Origin of the sequence: Bosea sp. BIWAKO-01 (assembly GCF_001748145.1) — a bacterium.
Classification (GTDB): domain Bacteria; phylum Pseudomonadota; class Alphaproteobacteria; order Rhizobiales; family Beijerinckiaceae; genus Allobosea.
The window spans coordinates 5,589,634-5,602,478 of sequence record NZ_BCQA01000001.1; the positions used below are offsets into that span (position 1 = coordinate 5,589,634).

General features: G+C 64.1%; 15 protein-coding genes. 6 read left to right on the top strand and 9 right to left on the bottom strand.

The window, feature by feature from the left end:
* Positions 1-57: 57 nt before the first annotated feature.
* Positions 58-846, top strand: coding sequence for a non-homologous end joining protein Ku (ku, locus tag BIWAKO_RS26070; protein WP_069881126.1), 789 nt, complete (start codon positions 58-60; stop codon positions 844-846).
* On the opposite strand, the gene ku (BIWAKO_RS26075) is transcribed toward ku (BIWAKO_RS26070), so the two are convergent.
* From ku (BIWAKO_RS26075) to BIWAKO_RS26080, 3 genes are all read right to left on the bottom strand, one after another.
* Positions 847-1,674, bottom strand: a complete 828-nt coding sequence (gene ku / locus BIWAKO_RS26075; protein ID WP_069881127.1) for a non-homologous end joining protein Ku — start codon at positions 1,672-1,674, stop codon at positions 847-849.
* Between the two features lie 368 nt (positions 1,675-2,042).
* A complete protein-coding gene (locus tag BIWAKO_RS35555) occupies positions 2,043-2,240 on the bottom strand; it encodes a hypothetical protein (RefSeq protein WP_141740238.1) in 198 nt (65 codons plus the stop codon).
* Positions 2,241-2,327: 87 nt separating this feature from the next.
* Positions 2,328-2,519 (bottom strand): hypothetical protein, encoded by a 192-nt coding sequence (locus BIWAKO_RS26080; protein WP_069881128.1) that lies wholly within the window; start codon positions 2,517-2,519, stop codon positions 2,328-2,330.
* A 210-nt stretch (positions 2,520-2,729) separates the two neighbouring features.
* Here BIWAKO_RS26080 and ligD point away from each other — a divergent pair, with 210 nt between their 5' ends.
* Entirely contained in the window at positions 2,730-3,788 is a 1,059-nt protein-coding gene (gene ligD / locus BIWAKO_RS26085) for a non-homologous end-joining DNA ligase (RefSeq protein ID WP_244523549.1), read from the top strand.
* A 111-nt stretch (positions 3,789-3,899) separates the two neighbouring features.
* On the opposite strand, the gene BIWAKO_RS26090 is transcribed toward ligD, so the two are convergent.
* The 6 genes from BIWAKO_RS26090 to BIWAKO_RS26115 all read right to left on the bottom strand — a co-directional run bounded on the left by BIWAKO_RS26090 (position 3,900) and on the right by BIWAKO_RS26115 (position 9,222).
* Positions 3,900-4,316: a DUF1236 domain-containing protein gene (locus BIWAKO_RS26090; protein ID WP_069881129.1), complete on the bottom strand. Its 417-nt coding sequence runs from the start codon at positions 4,314-4,316 to the stop codon at positions 3,900-3,902.
* A 122-nt stretch (positions 4,317-4,438) separates the two neighbouring features.
* Entirely contained in the window at positions 4,439-4,690 is a 252-nt protein-coding gene (locus BIWAKO_RS26095) for a hypothetical protein (protein ID WP_069881130.1), read from the bottom strand.
* A gap of 178 nt (positions 4,691-4,868) precedes the next feature.
* Positions 4,869-6,941: an ATP-dependent helicase gene (locus tag BIWAKO_RS26100; protein ID WP_069881131.1), complete on the bottom strand. Its 2,073-nt coding sequence runs from the start codon at positions 6,939-6,941 to the stop codon at positions 4,869-4,871.
* Between the two features lie 116 nt (positions 6,942-7,057).
* Complete coding sequence (locus BIWAKO_RS26105; protein ID WP_069881132.1) at positions 7,058-8,071, bottom strand: DNA topoisomerase IB; 1,014 nt, start codon at positions 8,069-8,071, stop codon at positions 7,058-7,060.
* A 30-nt stretch (positions 8,072-8,101) separates the two neighbouring features.
* Entirely contained in the window at positions 8,102-8,326 is a 225-nt protein-coding gene (locus tag BIWAKO_RS26110) for a hypothetical protein (RefSeq protein WP_069881133.1), read from the bottom strand.
* 179 nt (positions 8,327-8,505) lie between these two features.
* A complete protein-coding gene (locus BIWAKO_RS26115; RefSeq protein ID WP_069882802.1) occupies positions 8,506-9,222 on the bottom strand; it encodes a fumarylacetoacetate hydrolase family protein in 717 nt (238 codons plus the stop codon).
* A gap of 171 nt (positions 9,223-9,393) precedes the next feature.
* Between BIWAKO_RS26115 and BIWAKO_RS26120 the strand changes: the two genes are divergently transcribed.
* The 4 genes from BIWAKO_RS26120 to BIWAKO_RS26135 are packed head-to-tail and all read left to right on the top strand — an operon-like array spanning position 9,394 to position 12,816.
* Positions 9,394-10,407 carry an ABC transporter substrate-binding protein gene (locus BIWAKO_RS26120; protein ID WP_069881134.1) on the top strand — a complete coding sequence of 338 codons (1,014 nt, stop codon included), beginning with the start codon at positions 9,394-9,396 and terminating at the stop codon, positions 10,405-10,407.
* The gene (locus BIWAKO_RS26125) at positions 10,404-11,204 is read left to right on the top strand and encodes an ABC transporter ATP-binding protein (RefSeq protein ID WP_069881135.1); all 801 of its coding nucleotides are present in this window, start codon (positions 10,404-10,406) and stop codon (positions 11,202-11,204) included. The genes BIWAKO_RS26120 and BIWAKO_RS26125 overlap by 4 nt, the downstream gene beginning before the upstream one ends.
* The gene (locus BIWAKO_RS26130) at positions 11,201-12,073 is read left to right on the top strand and encodes an ABC transporter permease (RefSeq protein WP_069881136.1); all 873 of its coding nucleotides are present in this window, start codon (positions 11,201-11,203) and stop codon (positions 12,071-12,073) included. The genes BIWAKO_RS26125 and BIWAKO_RS26130 overlap by 4 nt, the downstream gene beginning before the upstream one ends.
* A 23-nt stretch (positions 12,074-12,096) precedes the next feature.
* Positions 12,097-12,816: a GntR family transcriptional regulator gene (locus tag BIWAKO_RS26135; RefSeq protein ID WP_069882803.1), complete on the top strand. Its 720-nt coding sequence runs from the start codon at positions 12,097-12,099 to the stop codon at positions 12,814-12,816.
* Positions 12,817-12,845 lie beyond the last annotated feature (29 nt).

The window sequence follows — 12,845 nt, forward strand, 5'->3', positions numbered from 1 at the left end:
CCGGGGAACGATCAGCCACCCCACCGCGTTCACCGGGCGTGTCGGGGAGATGGGACCATGGTGCCGCGGACGTTCTGGAAGGGCTATCTCAAGCTGTCCCTCGTGACATGTCCCGTCGCGATGATGCCGGCCCGCTCGGACAACGAGAAGGTCCGCTTCCATACGCTCAACCGCAAGACCGGAAACCGTATCCGAAGTCGCTTCGTCGATGCGGTCACCGGCAAGCCCGTCCGCGACGAGGACGAGGTCAAGGGCTACCCGAGGGGCGATGACGACTACGTCATGCTGGAAGACGACGAACTCGATTCCGTGGCGCTGGAGAGCACCAGAACCATCGACATCCAGACCTTCGCCCCGAGATCATCGGTCGGCTGGATCTGGTATGACACGCCGCATTACCTCGTGCCCGATGCCAAGGTCGGGGAAGAGGCATTCTCCGTCATCCGCGAAGCGATGAAGCGCACCAAGACGGTCGGGATTTCGCGGGTGGTCCTCTACAGGCGCGAACGGGCCGTGCTGCTGGACGCCCGGGATAACGGCATCGTCCTATGGACCTTGCGCTATGGCGATGAGGTCCGGCCCGAGAAGGATTACTTCGCCGGGATCGGCGAGGCCGCACCGGACGCTGATCTGTGTCCCCTCATGGACAAGCTGATCACGAGCCGGACCAAGGACTGGTCGCCGGAGCTTGCCAGGGACCCGGTCCAGGAGGAGCTGCTTGGTATCATCAAGGCCAAGGAGAAGGGTCGCAAACCGACGAGGACGTTGCCGCCTCCGGCCGCGGAAGGCAATGTCGTCAACATCATGGACGCGCTCAAGCGCAGCCTGGAACCGCGGCGCAAATGATCAACTCGCCTTCTTGCGCGGCGCTTGCTTCGCCGCTGCGGGCTTCTCGCCGCCGCCTGCCTTGGCACTTTGACGCAATGCCTCCATCAGGCTGACGACCTTCGAGGGCTCGGGCCGCTTCTGCGGCTTGATCTTGCGACCTTCGATCTTGGCCTGGACGAGTTCCGCCAGCGCGGCCTCATAGCGATCGTCGAACTGCCTGGGATCGAACTGGCCAGCCTTCGTCTTGATGATGTGCTCGGCCAGGTCGAGCATCTCACCGTCGATCTTGATGTCCGGGATCTCGCTGAAAGCGTCCTCGGCCGAGCGGACCTCGTAGTCGAAGTTCAATGTCGTCGCGATCAACCCCTCGTCCTGAGGACGGATCAGGATCGATCGCATCCGGCGGAAGATCACCGTCCGGGCCAGTGCGACCGATTTCCGGTCCTTCATCCCCTCGCGGATCAGCGCGAAGGCTTCGGAGGCCACGGGTGAGGCAGGCGCGACATAGTAGGGCTTGTCGAAGAAGATCTCGTCGACCTCATCGGACCTCAGGAATGTCTCGACCGTGAGGGTCTTGTCGCTTTCCGGGATCGCGGCGGCGATCTCTTCCGGCTCGAGGAGGACGTAAACGCCATTGCCCTTGTCGTAGCCCTTGACCTGATCCTCTGTCTCGACCGGCTTGCCGGAGACCTCGTCGATGTACTGACGATGGACGCGATTGCCGGTCTTGCGGTTCAAGGTGTGGAACGAGATCCGCTCGGCGGTCGAGGCTGCGGTGTAAAGCGACACCGGGCAGCTCACCTCGGCAATCTTCAGAACGCCTTTCCAGATAGCGCGCGGAGCCATGTCATTTCCCCATGCGTTTCAGCTGACGCGAGCGAGGAACGAGCGGGCGTCCGTAATGGTTCCAGCTTGCGCCGTACCGGGCGACCAAGGAAGCGCTGGAACCATGGGGATGCTGGCTCGTGGCGGCGCGCGTTCACGACCGAAACGGAGTTCGAGTGGCGGCTGCAGGAAACACGTTATCGTGAGATCGCTCCGACCCTGTACGCACCAGCGTTGAAGCTCGTTCGGTTGAGCAAGGCCCACCGGAAGGGCGCGTCGTGGCGGCGCTCTCGCATTGTCCGTCTCGTGGACCAGTTGGTGGCACGGCCCTGCCAGGTGCAGAGCCTCACTCGTCAGCGACGATCGCGTGCGACCCAGGACTCATGAGCTCATCGCGATGTCCGCAATGAGGTCTGCCGCGGCTCGTAATCGTGGATCGCCGTTCTGAGCGCCGCGAGTTGACGATCTCTGATGGCACTTGGCCGAATGCCTTCCAACTGGCCAATGCGCTCACAAGCATTGCGATAGTCTTCGTGCGTGCGGAGCGTCACCGTCATTTCGTCTGATCTGGCAAGATTATCGGGCATGCAAGGCACCTCCCTGTAAGGAGCAAGCTAGACCTTGGAGCGGGACCGGCAATGTCATTTGCCGGGTACCATCGCCTATGGCCGAAATCACGCCAGCCGGGTGATGAGCAAGCCGGTTCTGGCGATCTCGAACCTGCGCTCGTCGACATAGTTCACGAGCGCACCGCTATCGAGCGTGTAGGTGATGCTGCGCAGACCGGGATAGAGCCGCCAGACAATGACCGCATAATGCTTGCCGTCCTCGTCCTCACAGATCTCGCGTGAAAGCTCGGTCGGCATGATGGCAGTCGGCCGGGGGCGACTATTCAGCGGCCGTCGATCGGAAGGTCGTCCGGGTTTCCGCTTGGGATGAAAAGCGCGGGGTAACGAACCCATGACAGCACTCCCATATCACCACCATATCCTAACTGCTGAGGCGGCACGAGGTTCCACGTCGCCGGAACGAGTGCCCGCTGCCCGGCGTTTGTCTGTGGTGGAGGAGAACCCGTCATGCGCGCGCGCCAGATGTCGCGGTCCGGCCCCGGTTCAGAGGCGTCGAAGGGCGCGATCGTGTCGCCCGCTGCCATACCAGTGGAGGCCCGTCTCCCTGACGACAGCACGGAAGACGACGATCCCATGCCGCGGCATGTCGAACCATGCCTTGCCAGTGAGGCGGCAAAGCCGCCCAAGGGGTCCAATTGGTCCTTCGAGGTGGCATGGGACGGCTACCGGCTTGCCGTCCATATCGAGCCTTCGCGCGAGGTGCGCCTGATGACGCAAGATGGCCGGGACTGGACGGCCCGCTTTCCCGCAATCGTGGCGGCAGCGAAGCAGATCGTCGTCGACAGTGCCATCCTCGATGGCGAGGCCGTCATGCTCGACCGAAGCGGAAAATCGGATCTCGCAGCGTTGGAGCAAGCGCTCGGCGGGCGTGACGGCAACGGCAGCGCCGAACTCGCGGTACTGTTTGCCTTCGATATTCTCTACCTCAATGGACAGGATCTGCGGCATCTGCCGCTCTCGCAGCGGCGCGAGGTCGTGGCCGATGCAATCGACGGCGCCTCTCCCGGTATCCTGCTCAGTGAGGATGTGATTGCGGACGGAGAGGCATTCTACACCCTTGCCTGCAAGCTCGGCCTCGAAGGCATCATCGCCAAACGTCTCGATGCGCCCTATCGCTCCGGCCGCGGTGGCGAATGGCTCAAGATCAGGTGCATCCAGTCGGAGCGCTTCGTCATCATCGGATATGAGCCTTCGATCGGCTTTGGAGGAATCGGCAGGTTGCTGCTCGCTGCGGAAAAGGCCGAAGGCCTGGTCTATGTGGGCGGGGTTGGCAGCGGCTTCACCGAGGCGTCCGGCGCGGCCTTGAAGGCGCGGCTCGACGCGAGACTCGTTCCGCGACCACCCCTGGCCATCCAGCGGACAGCCGCGCGCTGGGTTTCGCCCGTGCTGGTTGCCGACATCGAATTCCGCGGTTGGACTGATGACGGGAAGCTTCGCCACGCAACCTACAAGGGCCTGCGCGACGAAACCGGCGCTGCGAAGATCTTTCGGTTCGATGACGCGTAGGAAACAGGCCCCTCGCTCGCTTGCTGCGCCCCTGACATCGCGTTCGCCTGGCAGCAAACGGCCCGCCAACCGAAACCGCTGGCGGGCCGAACGCTTGGACGATTGTGCTGATCACTCGATGATCTGAACGATCCGGCGGGTGCCGGGTTCGACCAGCACAGTGCGATTATTCACAACCGTATAGCGGTACTGGGTCGCGCCATACTCGCGCGGCACTTCGCGATAGGTCACGCCCTCATTCGGGAGGACGGTGCCGACCGCGAGCGGCTCGGCATAGGTGTAGGACGGCACGCGCTGCTCGACCACATAGGTCTTGAAGCGGGGAGTGTTGTCGCCGACGATACCGCCCACGACAGCGCCACCCACGCCGCCGACGACAGCACCGACAGGACCGCCGACGATGGCTCCGCCCACGGCGCCTGTTGCCGCACCGGCTGCTGCGCCACCCTGCGCGCCCTGCGGATTCTGGGCGAATGACGCGACGGGCACGAGAATCAGGGTCGCGGCGAGAGCAAGTTTCTTCATCATCACAGATCTCCTTCGCTGAGGGTTCTGTGTTCAGGAACGGGCTCGATTCCGGTTTGTTCCACCGATCGGCGTCCGGACGTCGGCGTTCAGCGAGAGGCCGCCTGCGCCGCGAACGGCCGCAATCAGGTCTCGGCCTGGGTCACCCCAAGCTTTTGCCAGAGCTGTTCCCTGTCCATGCAGGAGACGTCGTAGGTGACCTGTCGGCCCTTGAATTCCGGTCGCTTTCCGAACTCCACCGTCATCGAGCGCGCGATGTCTTCGATGCGGGCTTCGCAGGCCTGCACCGTTGTGAAACCCAGTTCGCTGATCCGGGCGGCGGTGCAGGTCGCTTCGCCGGAAATGCAGGCAACAATGACCATCGTGAAGGCATCCATGGAGGCACTCCGCGTGAAATCGTGTCAGGTCAGCCAAGAAGGCTGGGGCCTCAGGGTTACCGAGAGCTTAAGGAGGACAAGCAAAATGCGGGCCTGCACCGCCGACCCTGCCCGATTGCGTGCCTTGTGTGATTGCATCGACTTCCCGAAGACCGCAATTCACCTTTCGGCCGATGCCTCAGCGCCACATGCCTTTGAGCCGTGCCGAGACGTCGATTCTCACCGCGCTGCGGGGTTGCAGCGCGGCCTGAGCCGGCTCGATGGGCCAGGTCGCCTGCTCGAACAGGTGCAACAGAGCGTGCGGGATGAACCGCGTGCGTGCGGCGTAGACATGCCGATCCCCGCGCGCCGCCTGGCCATGGGTGAAGAAGCGCTGCGGCACGACCAGATGCAGGTCGTCTTTGGCACGCGTCATCGCAACATAGAGCAGCCTGCGCTCCTCCTCGATCTCGGCGGTTTCCCCGACAGCAAGGTCACTGGGAAGACAGCCATCCACCGTGTTCAGCACAAACACCGACTTCCATTCCTGTCCCTTGGCGGAGTGGATGGTCGAGAGGATGAGAAAATCCTCGTCCAGCGATGGTGGACCCGCTTCATCACTGGTCGCGTCGGGCGGGTTGAGGGTGAGCTCGGTGAGGAAGCGCTCGCGGGACGGATAGCCCGACGCGATCTGCTCCAGCTGAACCAGATCGGCGCGACGCGTGGTGAAATCCTCGTGAATGCGCTCCAGGTGAGGGTCGTACCAGAGACGGGCCCGTTCGAGGTCCGCCGGCCAGCCTATCCCTGAGCGCAGCGCCCGAAATGTCGCGACGAAATCCGGCCACGCGTCGCCCGTGCGCGCCGGCGCAGACAGCCCCGCGAGGCCCGCTGCGAAATCATCTGCCGTGCCGGCCTGATCGAGCACGCGTTGCGCCGATGTCGGCCCGACGCCCGGAAGCAGCTGCAGCAAGCGGAATCCGGCGACCCTGTCGCGCGGATTCTCGACGAAGCGCAGCATCGCCAGCATGTCCTTGACATGGGCGGCATCGAGGAATTTCAGGCCGCCGAACTTCTTGTAAGGGATATTGCGCCGTGTCAGCTCGACCTCGAGCGGGCCGCTATGATGCGAGGCGCGAAACAGCACCGCCTGCTGCTTGAGCGCGTGCCCCGCCTCCCTGTTCTCCAGCACGCGCGTCGCGACGAAACGCGCCTGGTCTGCTTCGTCGCGAACATTGACGAGCTGGGGTTTGGCGGCCGACTGGCGATCGGTCCAGAGGTTCTTGGTGAAGCGCTCGCGGGCGAGTTCGATCACCCCATTCGCGGCCGCCAGAATGGGCTGGTTCGAACGATAGTTCTGATCGAGGGTGACCACCTCGGCCGGGGGGCTGAAGGTCTGGGGGAAATCGAGGATATTGCGGATCTCGGCGGCGCGGAACGAGTAGATCGATTGCGCGTCATCGCCGACGACGGTCAGCCCCTGGCCGTCGGGCTTGAGCGCAAGCAGGATCGAGGCCTGCAGCTTGTTGGTATCCTGATACTCGTCGACGAAGACATGGTCGAAACGTCCGCCCATCTCGGCGGCGAGGCTGGGCTCGCTTGCGGCCTGGGCCCAGCACAGCAGAAGATCATCGTAATCTAGGACGTTCTGGGCCTGCTTGGCCTCGACATAGGCTGAAAAGAGCTGCTTCAGCTCGCCTGCCCATGATGCACACCAGGGAAAGGAAGCCCCCAGCACGGCTTCAATCGGTTCTTCGGCATTGACGCAGCGCGAATAGATCGCCAGGCAGGTGCCCTTCTTGGGAAAGCGCCCTTCCGTTTTCGAGTAGCCAAGCTCGTGACGAGCGAGGTTCATCAGGTCGGCGCTGTCCTCGCGGTCATGGATCGTGAAATGCGGATCGAGCCCAAGCTCGGGCGCGTAATCCCGGAGCAGCCTTGCTCCCACGCTGTGAAAGGTTCCAGCCCAGGTCAGCGCGTCGGTCATGACGGCGGCCCCCTCGCCCAGCACATCGCGGGCGATGCGCTCAACCCGCCTCGCCATCTCGGCTGCGGCGCGTCGGGAAAAGGTCAGCATCATCATGCGGCGCGGATCCGCGCCGTTCAGGATCAGATGCGCGACACGGTGCGCGAGCGTGTTGGTCTTGCCGGATCCCGCCCCCGCGATCACCAGCAGGGGGCCCGGCTGCGTGCCGACGCCGTGCTCAACCGCGCGGCGTTGCGCGGGGTTGAGCTTGTCGAGATAGCTTGGTGGCGCCAGCGAATCGAGAGCGAACATGTCTCATATTCGATCATTTTTCGCGTTTTGTTCGCAACGCAAAAGATCGGGAATGGGGCAGCCGTCCCCCGATGGCAGGACCGGCTTCGACCTGATCATGCGGCGGCGCTGCAACCTCACCCAGCCAGCGAGGCGAGCGCCCGCTCGATCCGGGAGCAGCCGCCCCTGGCGCGCGCCTTCTCGAAGGAGGCCGCAAGCGAGCCGTTGGCATAGGACTTCACCACGATCGCGTGGACATAGCTCTTGCGCACGACCGCAGGCGTGTTCGCCAGTTGCTCCGAGACGGCGCGCATGATCGCGGCAAGCTGCCGTTTCTCGCTGCCGTCGCGGATCATGATCTGGCTGGAAAGCAGCAGCTCCGCCGCAGCCGCGTTGCCCGCCAGCATCCGCAGATCCTTGGCGCTGATGGCGAGCCCTGAGACCTCGCGGAGATAGGCGTTGATGTCGGCGGCATGGACCGGCATCACCTTGCCGTCCTCGTCCCGGTATTGCAGCAATCGCCGGCCGGGCAATTGCGCGATCCGGGCAAGTGCTCGGGCGAGCGGGCCATCCTGCCGCGAGCACGCGATCTGCTTTCCACTCTTGCCACGAAACAACAGGTCGATCCGCGAGGCCGTCAACGCGACATGGCGCTTGAGGAGTGTCGAGGCCCCATGGCTGCCATTGCTCCTCGCATAGGCCTCGCCGCCAACGCGCAGATGACAGCGGTCGATGATGGCGACCGCGCAGGCCAGCGCTTTCCGGCGACAGAGCAAACGCGTCTTCAGATCATCGGCGACCGCCTTGCGCAACCGGGGCAGCGCCTCGATCAGCAGCCGCAGTCGCTTCAGTTTACGGCGTTCGCGGACCCGCTCCCATTCGGGGTGATAGAGATATTGCAGCCGCCCGGCCGCATCCCGCCCGATCGCCTGGAGATGGGCGCGCGGATCGGCCGCGATGCGGACCTCGCGATAGGCCGGAGGAACCGCAAGGGAGCCGATCCGTTCGAGCAATCCTGAATCCCTGATCGGCACGTCGGACGCGTCGAGATAGGAAAAGCCCTTGCCGCGTCCGACCCTGCGGATCGTCAGATCCCCGGGATTGACGATTCGCAGCCGCCCCGAGGCTCCAGATGGCTTGCCCGCGGCCATGACCCTACTGGCTGCCCAGCGTTTCCCGCGTCATGCCGCTTCCCGACGGTTGTGATAACGTCGCACGAGGTCATCGGCGTGGGCCAGATCAGCCTGCGTGAAGGCCGGCACCGGATCCGTGAGGATCGCGGCGAGGATTTCCGCGTCTCGCTGGCCATTCGCGATCACAAAGGCCAACGCATCCCGCGTCTCGCGTTCGGCATGAAGCTGGGCCACGAGGGCCGCAATCAATCTATCCTTGGCCGATAGCTGCATGGCGAAACCTCCCGAGGAAGCTTCGCATGAAACCCCGCCAGGCGAGCGCTTGTTCCGTTCAGGGCCGATCGGTCGGCGAGATGCGCCCGAACCTATCCATCCATGGGCGCCGGGCCAGGAGCCAGGCAGGAGGGCGATCCAGCCGGAGAAACCGGCAATCGAGGATCGCCCCCTCTGTGTCAGGCGGCTATGGGCGACGCGCCGATCGTGACGGTGAGCGCGCCGAGGCTCTCGATGCTCCCGACGAGAACATGGCCGGGAAGCACTGCGCCAACGCCATGCGGCGTGCCCGTCATGATCACATCGCCGGGCTCGAGCGAGTAATATTTCGAGAGTGTCGCAATGATCTCGGGCGTGCGCCAGATCATCAGGGACAGATCGGAATCCTGGCGCGCGACACCATCGACCTCGAGGCGGATCTTGCCCGTCGACGGGTGGCCCACCTGTTCGACCGGATAGATCGGGCCGCAGGGCGCCGAGTGATCGAATGATTTCTTGAGCTCCCACGGGATCCGCGGGCCGTCAGGCGTGTCGAGCAGCTTGCGGCGGGTCATGTCGAGGCAAATGCCGTAGCCGAAGACATGCTCGAGCGCTTCGTCCTGCGGGATGTTGTAGCCGCCGGACTTCATCGCCACCATGAGCTCGAGCTCGAAGTGAAAATCGTCCGTCATCGGCGGATAGGGAACGATGCCGCCGCTCTGCACGACCGCATCGGCCGGTTTCTGAAAGATCAGCGGGAAATCGCGGGTCTCGTCGCCGCCCATCTCCCTGACATGGGCGACATAGTTTCGACCGACACAATAGATCCGCCGGATCGGGAACCGCTCTGTTGAGCCCTCGATGGGCAGCGACTGGAGGGCCGGCGCCGGAACGGCGAAGTCTGCGAGTGTCGTCATCTGGGAAGCCATGCGCTGGGTCACGATCGGGACAGCATATGGGCCGTGGCGCACCTGTCCAGATAAATCTGCATATTTTATCTTACATGATAATAATCTGAATTTATTTGACACCCATGACCGATAATGCATCGTTCGTTCATCCGTATCAGAAAAACCCAGGGGAACGGGATGAAACGTAGGCAGTTCATGGCAGCGGCGGCGGGCCTGCCGCTTGCGCTTGCAGCGTCGCGTGTCCATGCGCAGGCGCAGGACGAACTCACGATCGTCTATCCGAGCCCGGGCGGGCTGGGCTATTTCGCCCTCTATGCCGCGATCGGCGAAGGTTACTTCGCCGAGGAGAAGCTCAAGATCCAGCCGCGCAGCGTCAATGGTTCGGCCCAGGCCATCCAGGCGCTGCTTGCGGGCCAGGCGCAGCTCGCCCATCCCGGCCCGGGGCCGCTGATGGCGGCGCGCGAGAGGGGCCAGGATCTGGTCTACATCTACAATTACTTCACCCGCAGCCAGTTCAACCTCGTCGTGCCGGAGGCTTCGGCGTTCCAGAAGCCCACCGACCTGAAGGGCAAGGTCATCGGCGTCGGCACGGCAGATGGGGCGGAGGTCGCATTCGTGCGCTCCATCTTCGACGCCGAGGGCATGAAGGAAGGCCAGGACTACAAGTTCATCACCGTTGGCGAGGGCGGCATGGCGGTTGCCGGCTTCATGCAGAAGGCGATCGACGCCTATGCCTCCGACACCGCCGGCGCTGCCACGCTGACGCTGCGCGGCGTCAAGCTGCGCTCGCTGACGCCTCCTCCGTTCCAGTCCTTCTTCGGCAACGGCTATGTGGTGACGCGCAAATATCTCGACGAGAACCGCAGCATGCTGGAGCGCTTCGGCCGCGCGCTGGTCAGGGGCACCAAATTCGGGATCGACCCCGCCAACCGGGCCGCGACCCTGAAACACGCGCGCATGGGCAATCCGCAGCAGCTGGAAAACATGCCGTTCGCCGAGGCTTTGCTCGACGTCTATTACAAGCTGACCAGCCCGATCGATCCCGCCAAGGGCTTTGGCTACAACCACCCCGCGGCCTGGGAGATGTGGCAACAGACCCTCGTTGCCTCGGGAGATCTCAAGAAGCCGCTGGCCGACCTGACCAGGGCCTATTCCAACGATCTCGTCACGGCCTGGAACGCTCCGCGATGACGATGGCGGCGACTGTATCGGCCGAGGCGCGACCTCGGCCGGTCTACGAACTCGCGCAGGTTTCGAAATCCTATGGCGAGCGCGTGGTGGCGCTGGAGAACGTCGATCTGGTTCTCCGGGAGGGTGAGTTTCATTCGGTCATCGGCTCGAGCGGCTGCGGGAAGTCGACGCTGCTCAAGATCATGGCCGGCCTGACACCGCCTTCGAAGGGCCGGGTGATGCTTGCGGGGACACCGGTACTGGGAGCGCGTGCCGATATCGGGATGATGTTCCAGCAGGCGACGCTGTTTCCGTGGCGGACGACGCTCCAGAACATCCTGCTGCCGATCGAAGTCCGCGAAGGGCGCGCTGCGGCCGAAACGGCCGCTGCACGTGCTCGCGTCCTGCTTGAGCTGGTCGGACTGAAAGGGTTCGAGGACACCTACCCGTCCCAGCTCTCGGGCGGCATGGCGCAGCGCGCCGCGATCTGCCGGATGCTGATCTCGGAGCCGAATGTGCTGCTGCTCGACGAGCCGTTCAGCGCGCTCGACGAGATCACCCGTGATTTCATGAACATGGAGCTGCAGCGCATCTGCCGCGAGCGCAACGCCTCGGCCTTCCTGGTGACCCACTCCATCGCCGAGGCCGTCATCCTCTCCGACATCGTGCACGTGATGTCGTCGCGCCCCGGGCGGGTCGTGCGCAGCATCCCGATCGCGCTGCCGCGACCGAGGACGCTCGACATGACGACGCTGCCGCTCTTCGGCGAGTATGTCGGCCTGATCCGCGGGCTTCTCGACAAGGGAGCATTCCTGTGAGCGACGTCGCGGAGAAGCCGTTGGCCACCGCCCTGCCCGCCGACACGGTCTGGATCGAAAAGGTCTCGTGGATTTCCAAGGCCCCGCGCTGGGCCTCGATGCTTGGGCTGCTCGTGCTCTTTCTCGGGCTCTGGCAGGGCATCACCTCCGCCGAGATCGTCTCGCCGCTGATCCTGCCCACCCCCGGCGATACGCTGCGCGATATCGGCTTCGTCGGGCGCAACCTGATGGCGGGAGACTATATGCTGCCTGCCTTCTGGGTCACGGCAAGCGAGGTCCTCGTCGGCTTCATCGTAGCGCTGGCGATCGGTGTCACGCTCGGCGTCGTGGTCGGAGAAACGAGTTTCGGCGAGCGCGCGGTGATGCCTTACATCGTCGCGGTCGACACCATGCCCAAGCTCGCCTTCGCTCCGCTCTTCGTCGCCTGGCTCGGCTTCGGCATCATGTCGAAGGTCGCGCTGGCGGCCTTCATCTCGGTGTTTCCGATCATCGTCGGCACCGCGGCCGGGCTGCATGCGGCCGACGAGAATGCGCGCATGCTGTTCAAGAGCATCGGCGCCTCGCGCCTGCAGACGCTGGTCAAGCTGAAGATCCCGACCGGCCTGCCGCAGTTCTTCACCGGCCTGAAGATCGCGGCGATCAGCGTGGTCTCGGGCGCGATCGCCGGCGAATTCCTCGGCGGCGGTCAGGGTTTCGGCGAGCTGATCCGGGTTGCCGCATCGCAGCTCGACACCCCGCGCGTCTTCTCGCTGATCATCTATCTCAGCCTGCTCGGGCTTTTCATGTTCGGCGTCGTGTCCTGGATGCAGTACAGGTTCGTCTTCTGGCAGCGTTCGAGTAACACCATCTCTTCCAGGGCACCCCGGTGAGCGGCAGCAGGACAGAAACGACCATGGCGAAGACTGCCGAGAAGACCACGCTGTCGACGACGGTCTACCAGAAGCTGCGCAGCGACATCATCCAGGGTGAGTTCAGGCCGGGTGAGAAATTGCGCATCGAGGGCATCGCCTCGACCTATGGCGTCGGCAGCAACGCCGTTCGCGAAGCTCTGTCGCGGCTGTCATCCGAGCGGCTGGTCGAGCGCCACGAGCAGCGCGGCTTCTCGGTGCCGACGATCGCCCTCGACGATTGGCGCGTCCTGGTCCGCACGCGCTGCTGGCTTGAAACCAGGGCGCTGGAGGAAGCGATCAGCCATCGCGACGAGCGCTGGGAGGAAGGCATCGTGCTCGCCCTCCACCGGCTGTCGCGCTATCGCTCGGATTTTCCGGCGGAGCGCGCCGCCTGGGAGGACGCCCATCGCAATTTCCACCGGGCGCTGCTGGCGAATTGTGGCTCGCCCTGGCTGCTCGAGTTCTGCGAGATCCTGGCCGACCACGCCTCGCGCTATATCTCGATCTCGCACGCCTTCGGCAGGATGCCGCGCAATGGCCAGAGCGAGCACGAGGCACTGATGAAGGCAGTGCTCAACGGCACGCCACAGGAGGCCTGCGCCCTGCTCGTCGCGCATTACACCAAGACGCTCCAGACGATCGAAGAACTGTTCACGGAGGAGCGTTTCGCGACTCTGGCAACGGGGAGCGGCCCCACGAGAACCGCGGAGCTCACCGACTGACACCGGTGGGAGGCGCATGGCTGGAAACG

Excerpts from the sequence above, each read along its gene's own strand:
- ku (WP_069881126.1), top strand. The coding sequence starts at position 58 with ATGGTGCCGCGGACGTTCTGGAAGGGCTATCTCAAGCTGTCCCTCGTG.
- ku (WP_069881127.1), bottom strand. The coding sequence starts at position 1,674 with ATGGCTCCGCGCGCTATCTGGAAAGGCGTTCTGAAGATTGCCGAGGTG.
- BIWAKO_RS35555 (WP_141740238.1), bottom strand. The coding sequence starts at position 2,240 with ATGCCCGATAATCTTGCCAGATCAGACGAAATGACGGTGACGCTCCGC.
- BIWAKO_RS26080 (WP_069881128.1), bottom strand. The coding sequence starts at position 2,519 with ATGCCGACCGAGCTTTCACGCGAGATCTGTGAGGACGAGGACGGCAAG.
- ligD (WP_244523549.1), top strand. The coding sequence starts at position 2,730 with ATGCGCGCGCGCCAGATGTCGCGGTCCGGCCCCGGTTCAGAGGCGTCG.
- BIWAKO_RS26090 (WP_069881129.1), bottom strand. The coding sequence starts at position 4,316 with ATGATGAAGAAACTTGCTCTCGCCGCGACCCTGATTCTCGTGCCCGTC.
- BIWAKO_RS26095 (WP_069881130.1), bottom strand. The coding sequence starts at position 4,690 with ATGGATGCCTTCACGATGGTCATTGTTGCCTGCATTTCCGGCGAAGCG.
- BIWAKO_RS26100 (WP_069881131.1), bottom strand. The coding sequence starts at position 6,941 with ATGTTCGCTCTCGATTCGCTGGCGCCACCAAGCTATCTCGACAAGCTC.
- BIWAKO_RS26105 (WP_069881132.1), bottom strand. The coding sequence starts at position 8,071 with ATGGCCGCGGGCAAGCCATCTGGAGCCTCGGGGCGGCTGCGAATCGTC.
- BIWAKO_RS26110 (WP_069881133.1), bottom strand. The coding sequence starts at position 8,326 with ATGCAGCTATCGGCCAAGGATAGATTGATTGCGGCCCTCGTGGCCCAG.
- BIWAKO_RS26115 (WP_069882802.1), bottom strand. The coding sequence starts at position 9,222 with ATGACGACACTCGCAGACTTCGCCGTTCCGGCGCCGGCCCTCCAGTCG.
- BIWAKO_RS26120 (WP_069881134.1), top strand. The coding sequence starts at position 9,394 with ATGAAACGTAGGCAGTTCATGGCAGCGGCGGCGGGCCTGCCGCTTGCG.
- BIWAKO_RS26125 (WP_069881135.1), top strand. The coding sequence starts at position 10,404 with ATGACGATGGCGGCGACTGTATCGGCCGAGGCGCGACCTCGGCCGGTC.
- BIWAKO_RS26135 (WP_069882803.1), top strand. The coding sequence starts at position 12,097 with ATGGCGAAGACTGCCGAGAAGACCACGCTGTCGACGACGGTCTACCAG.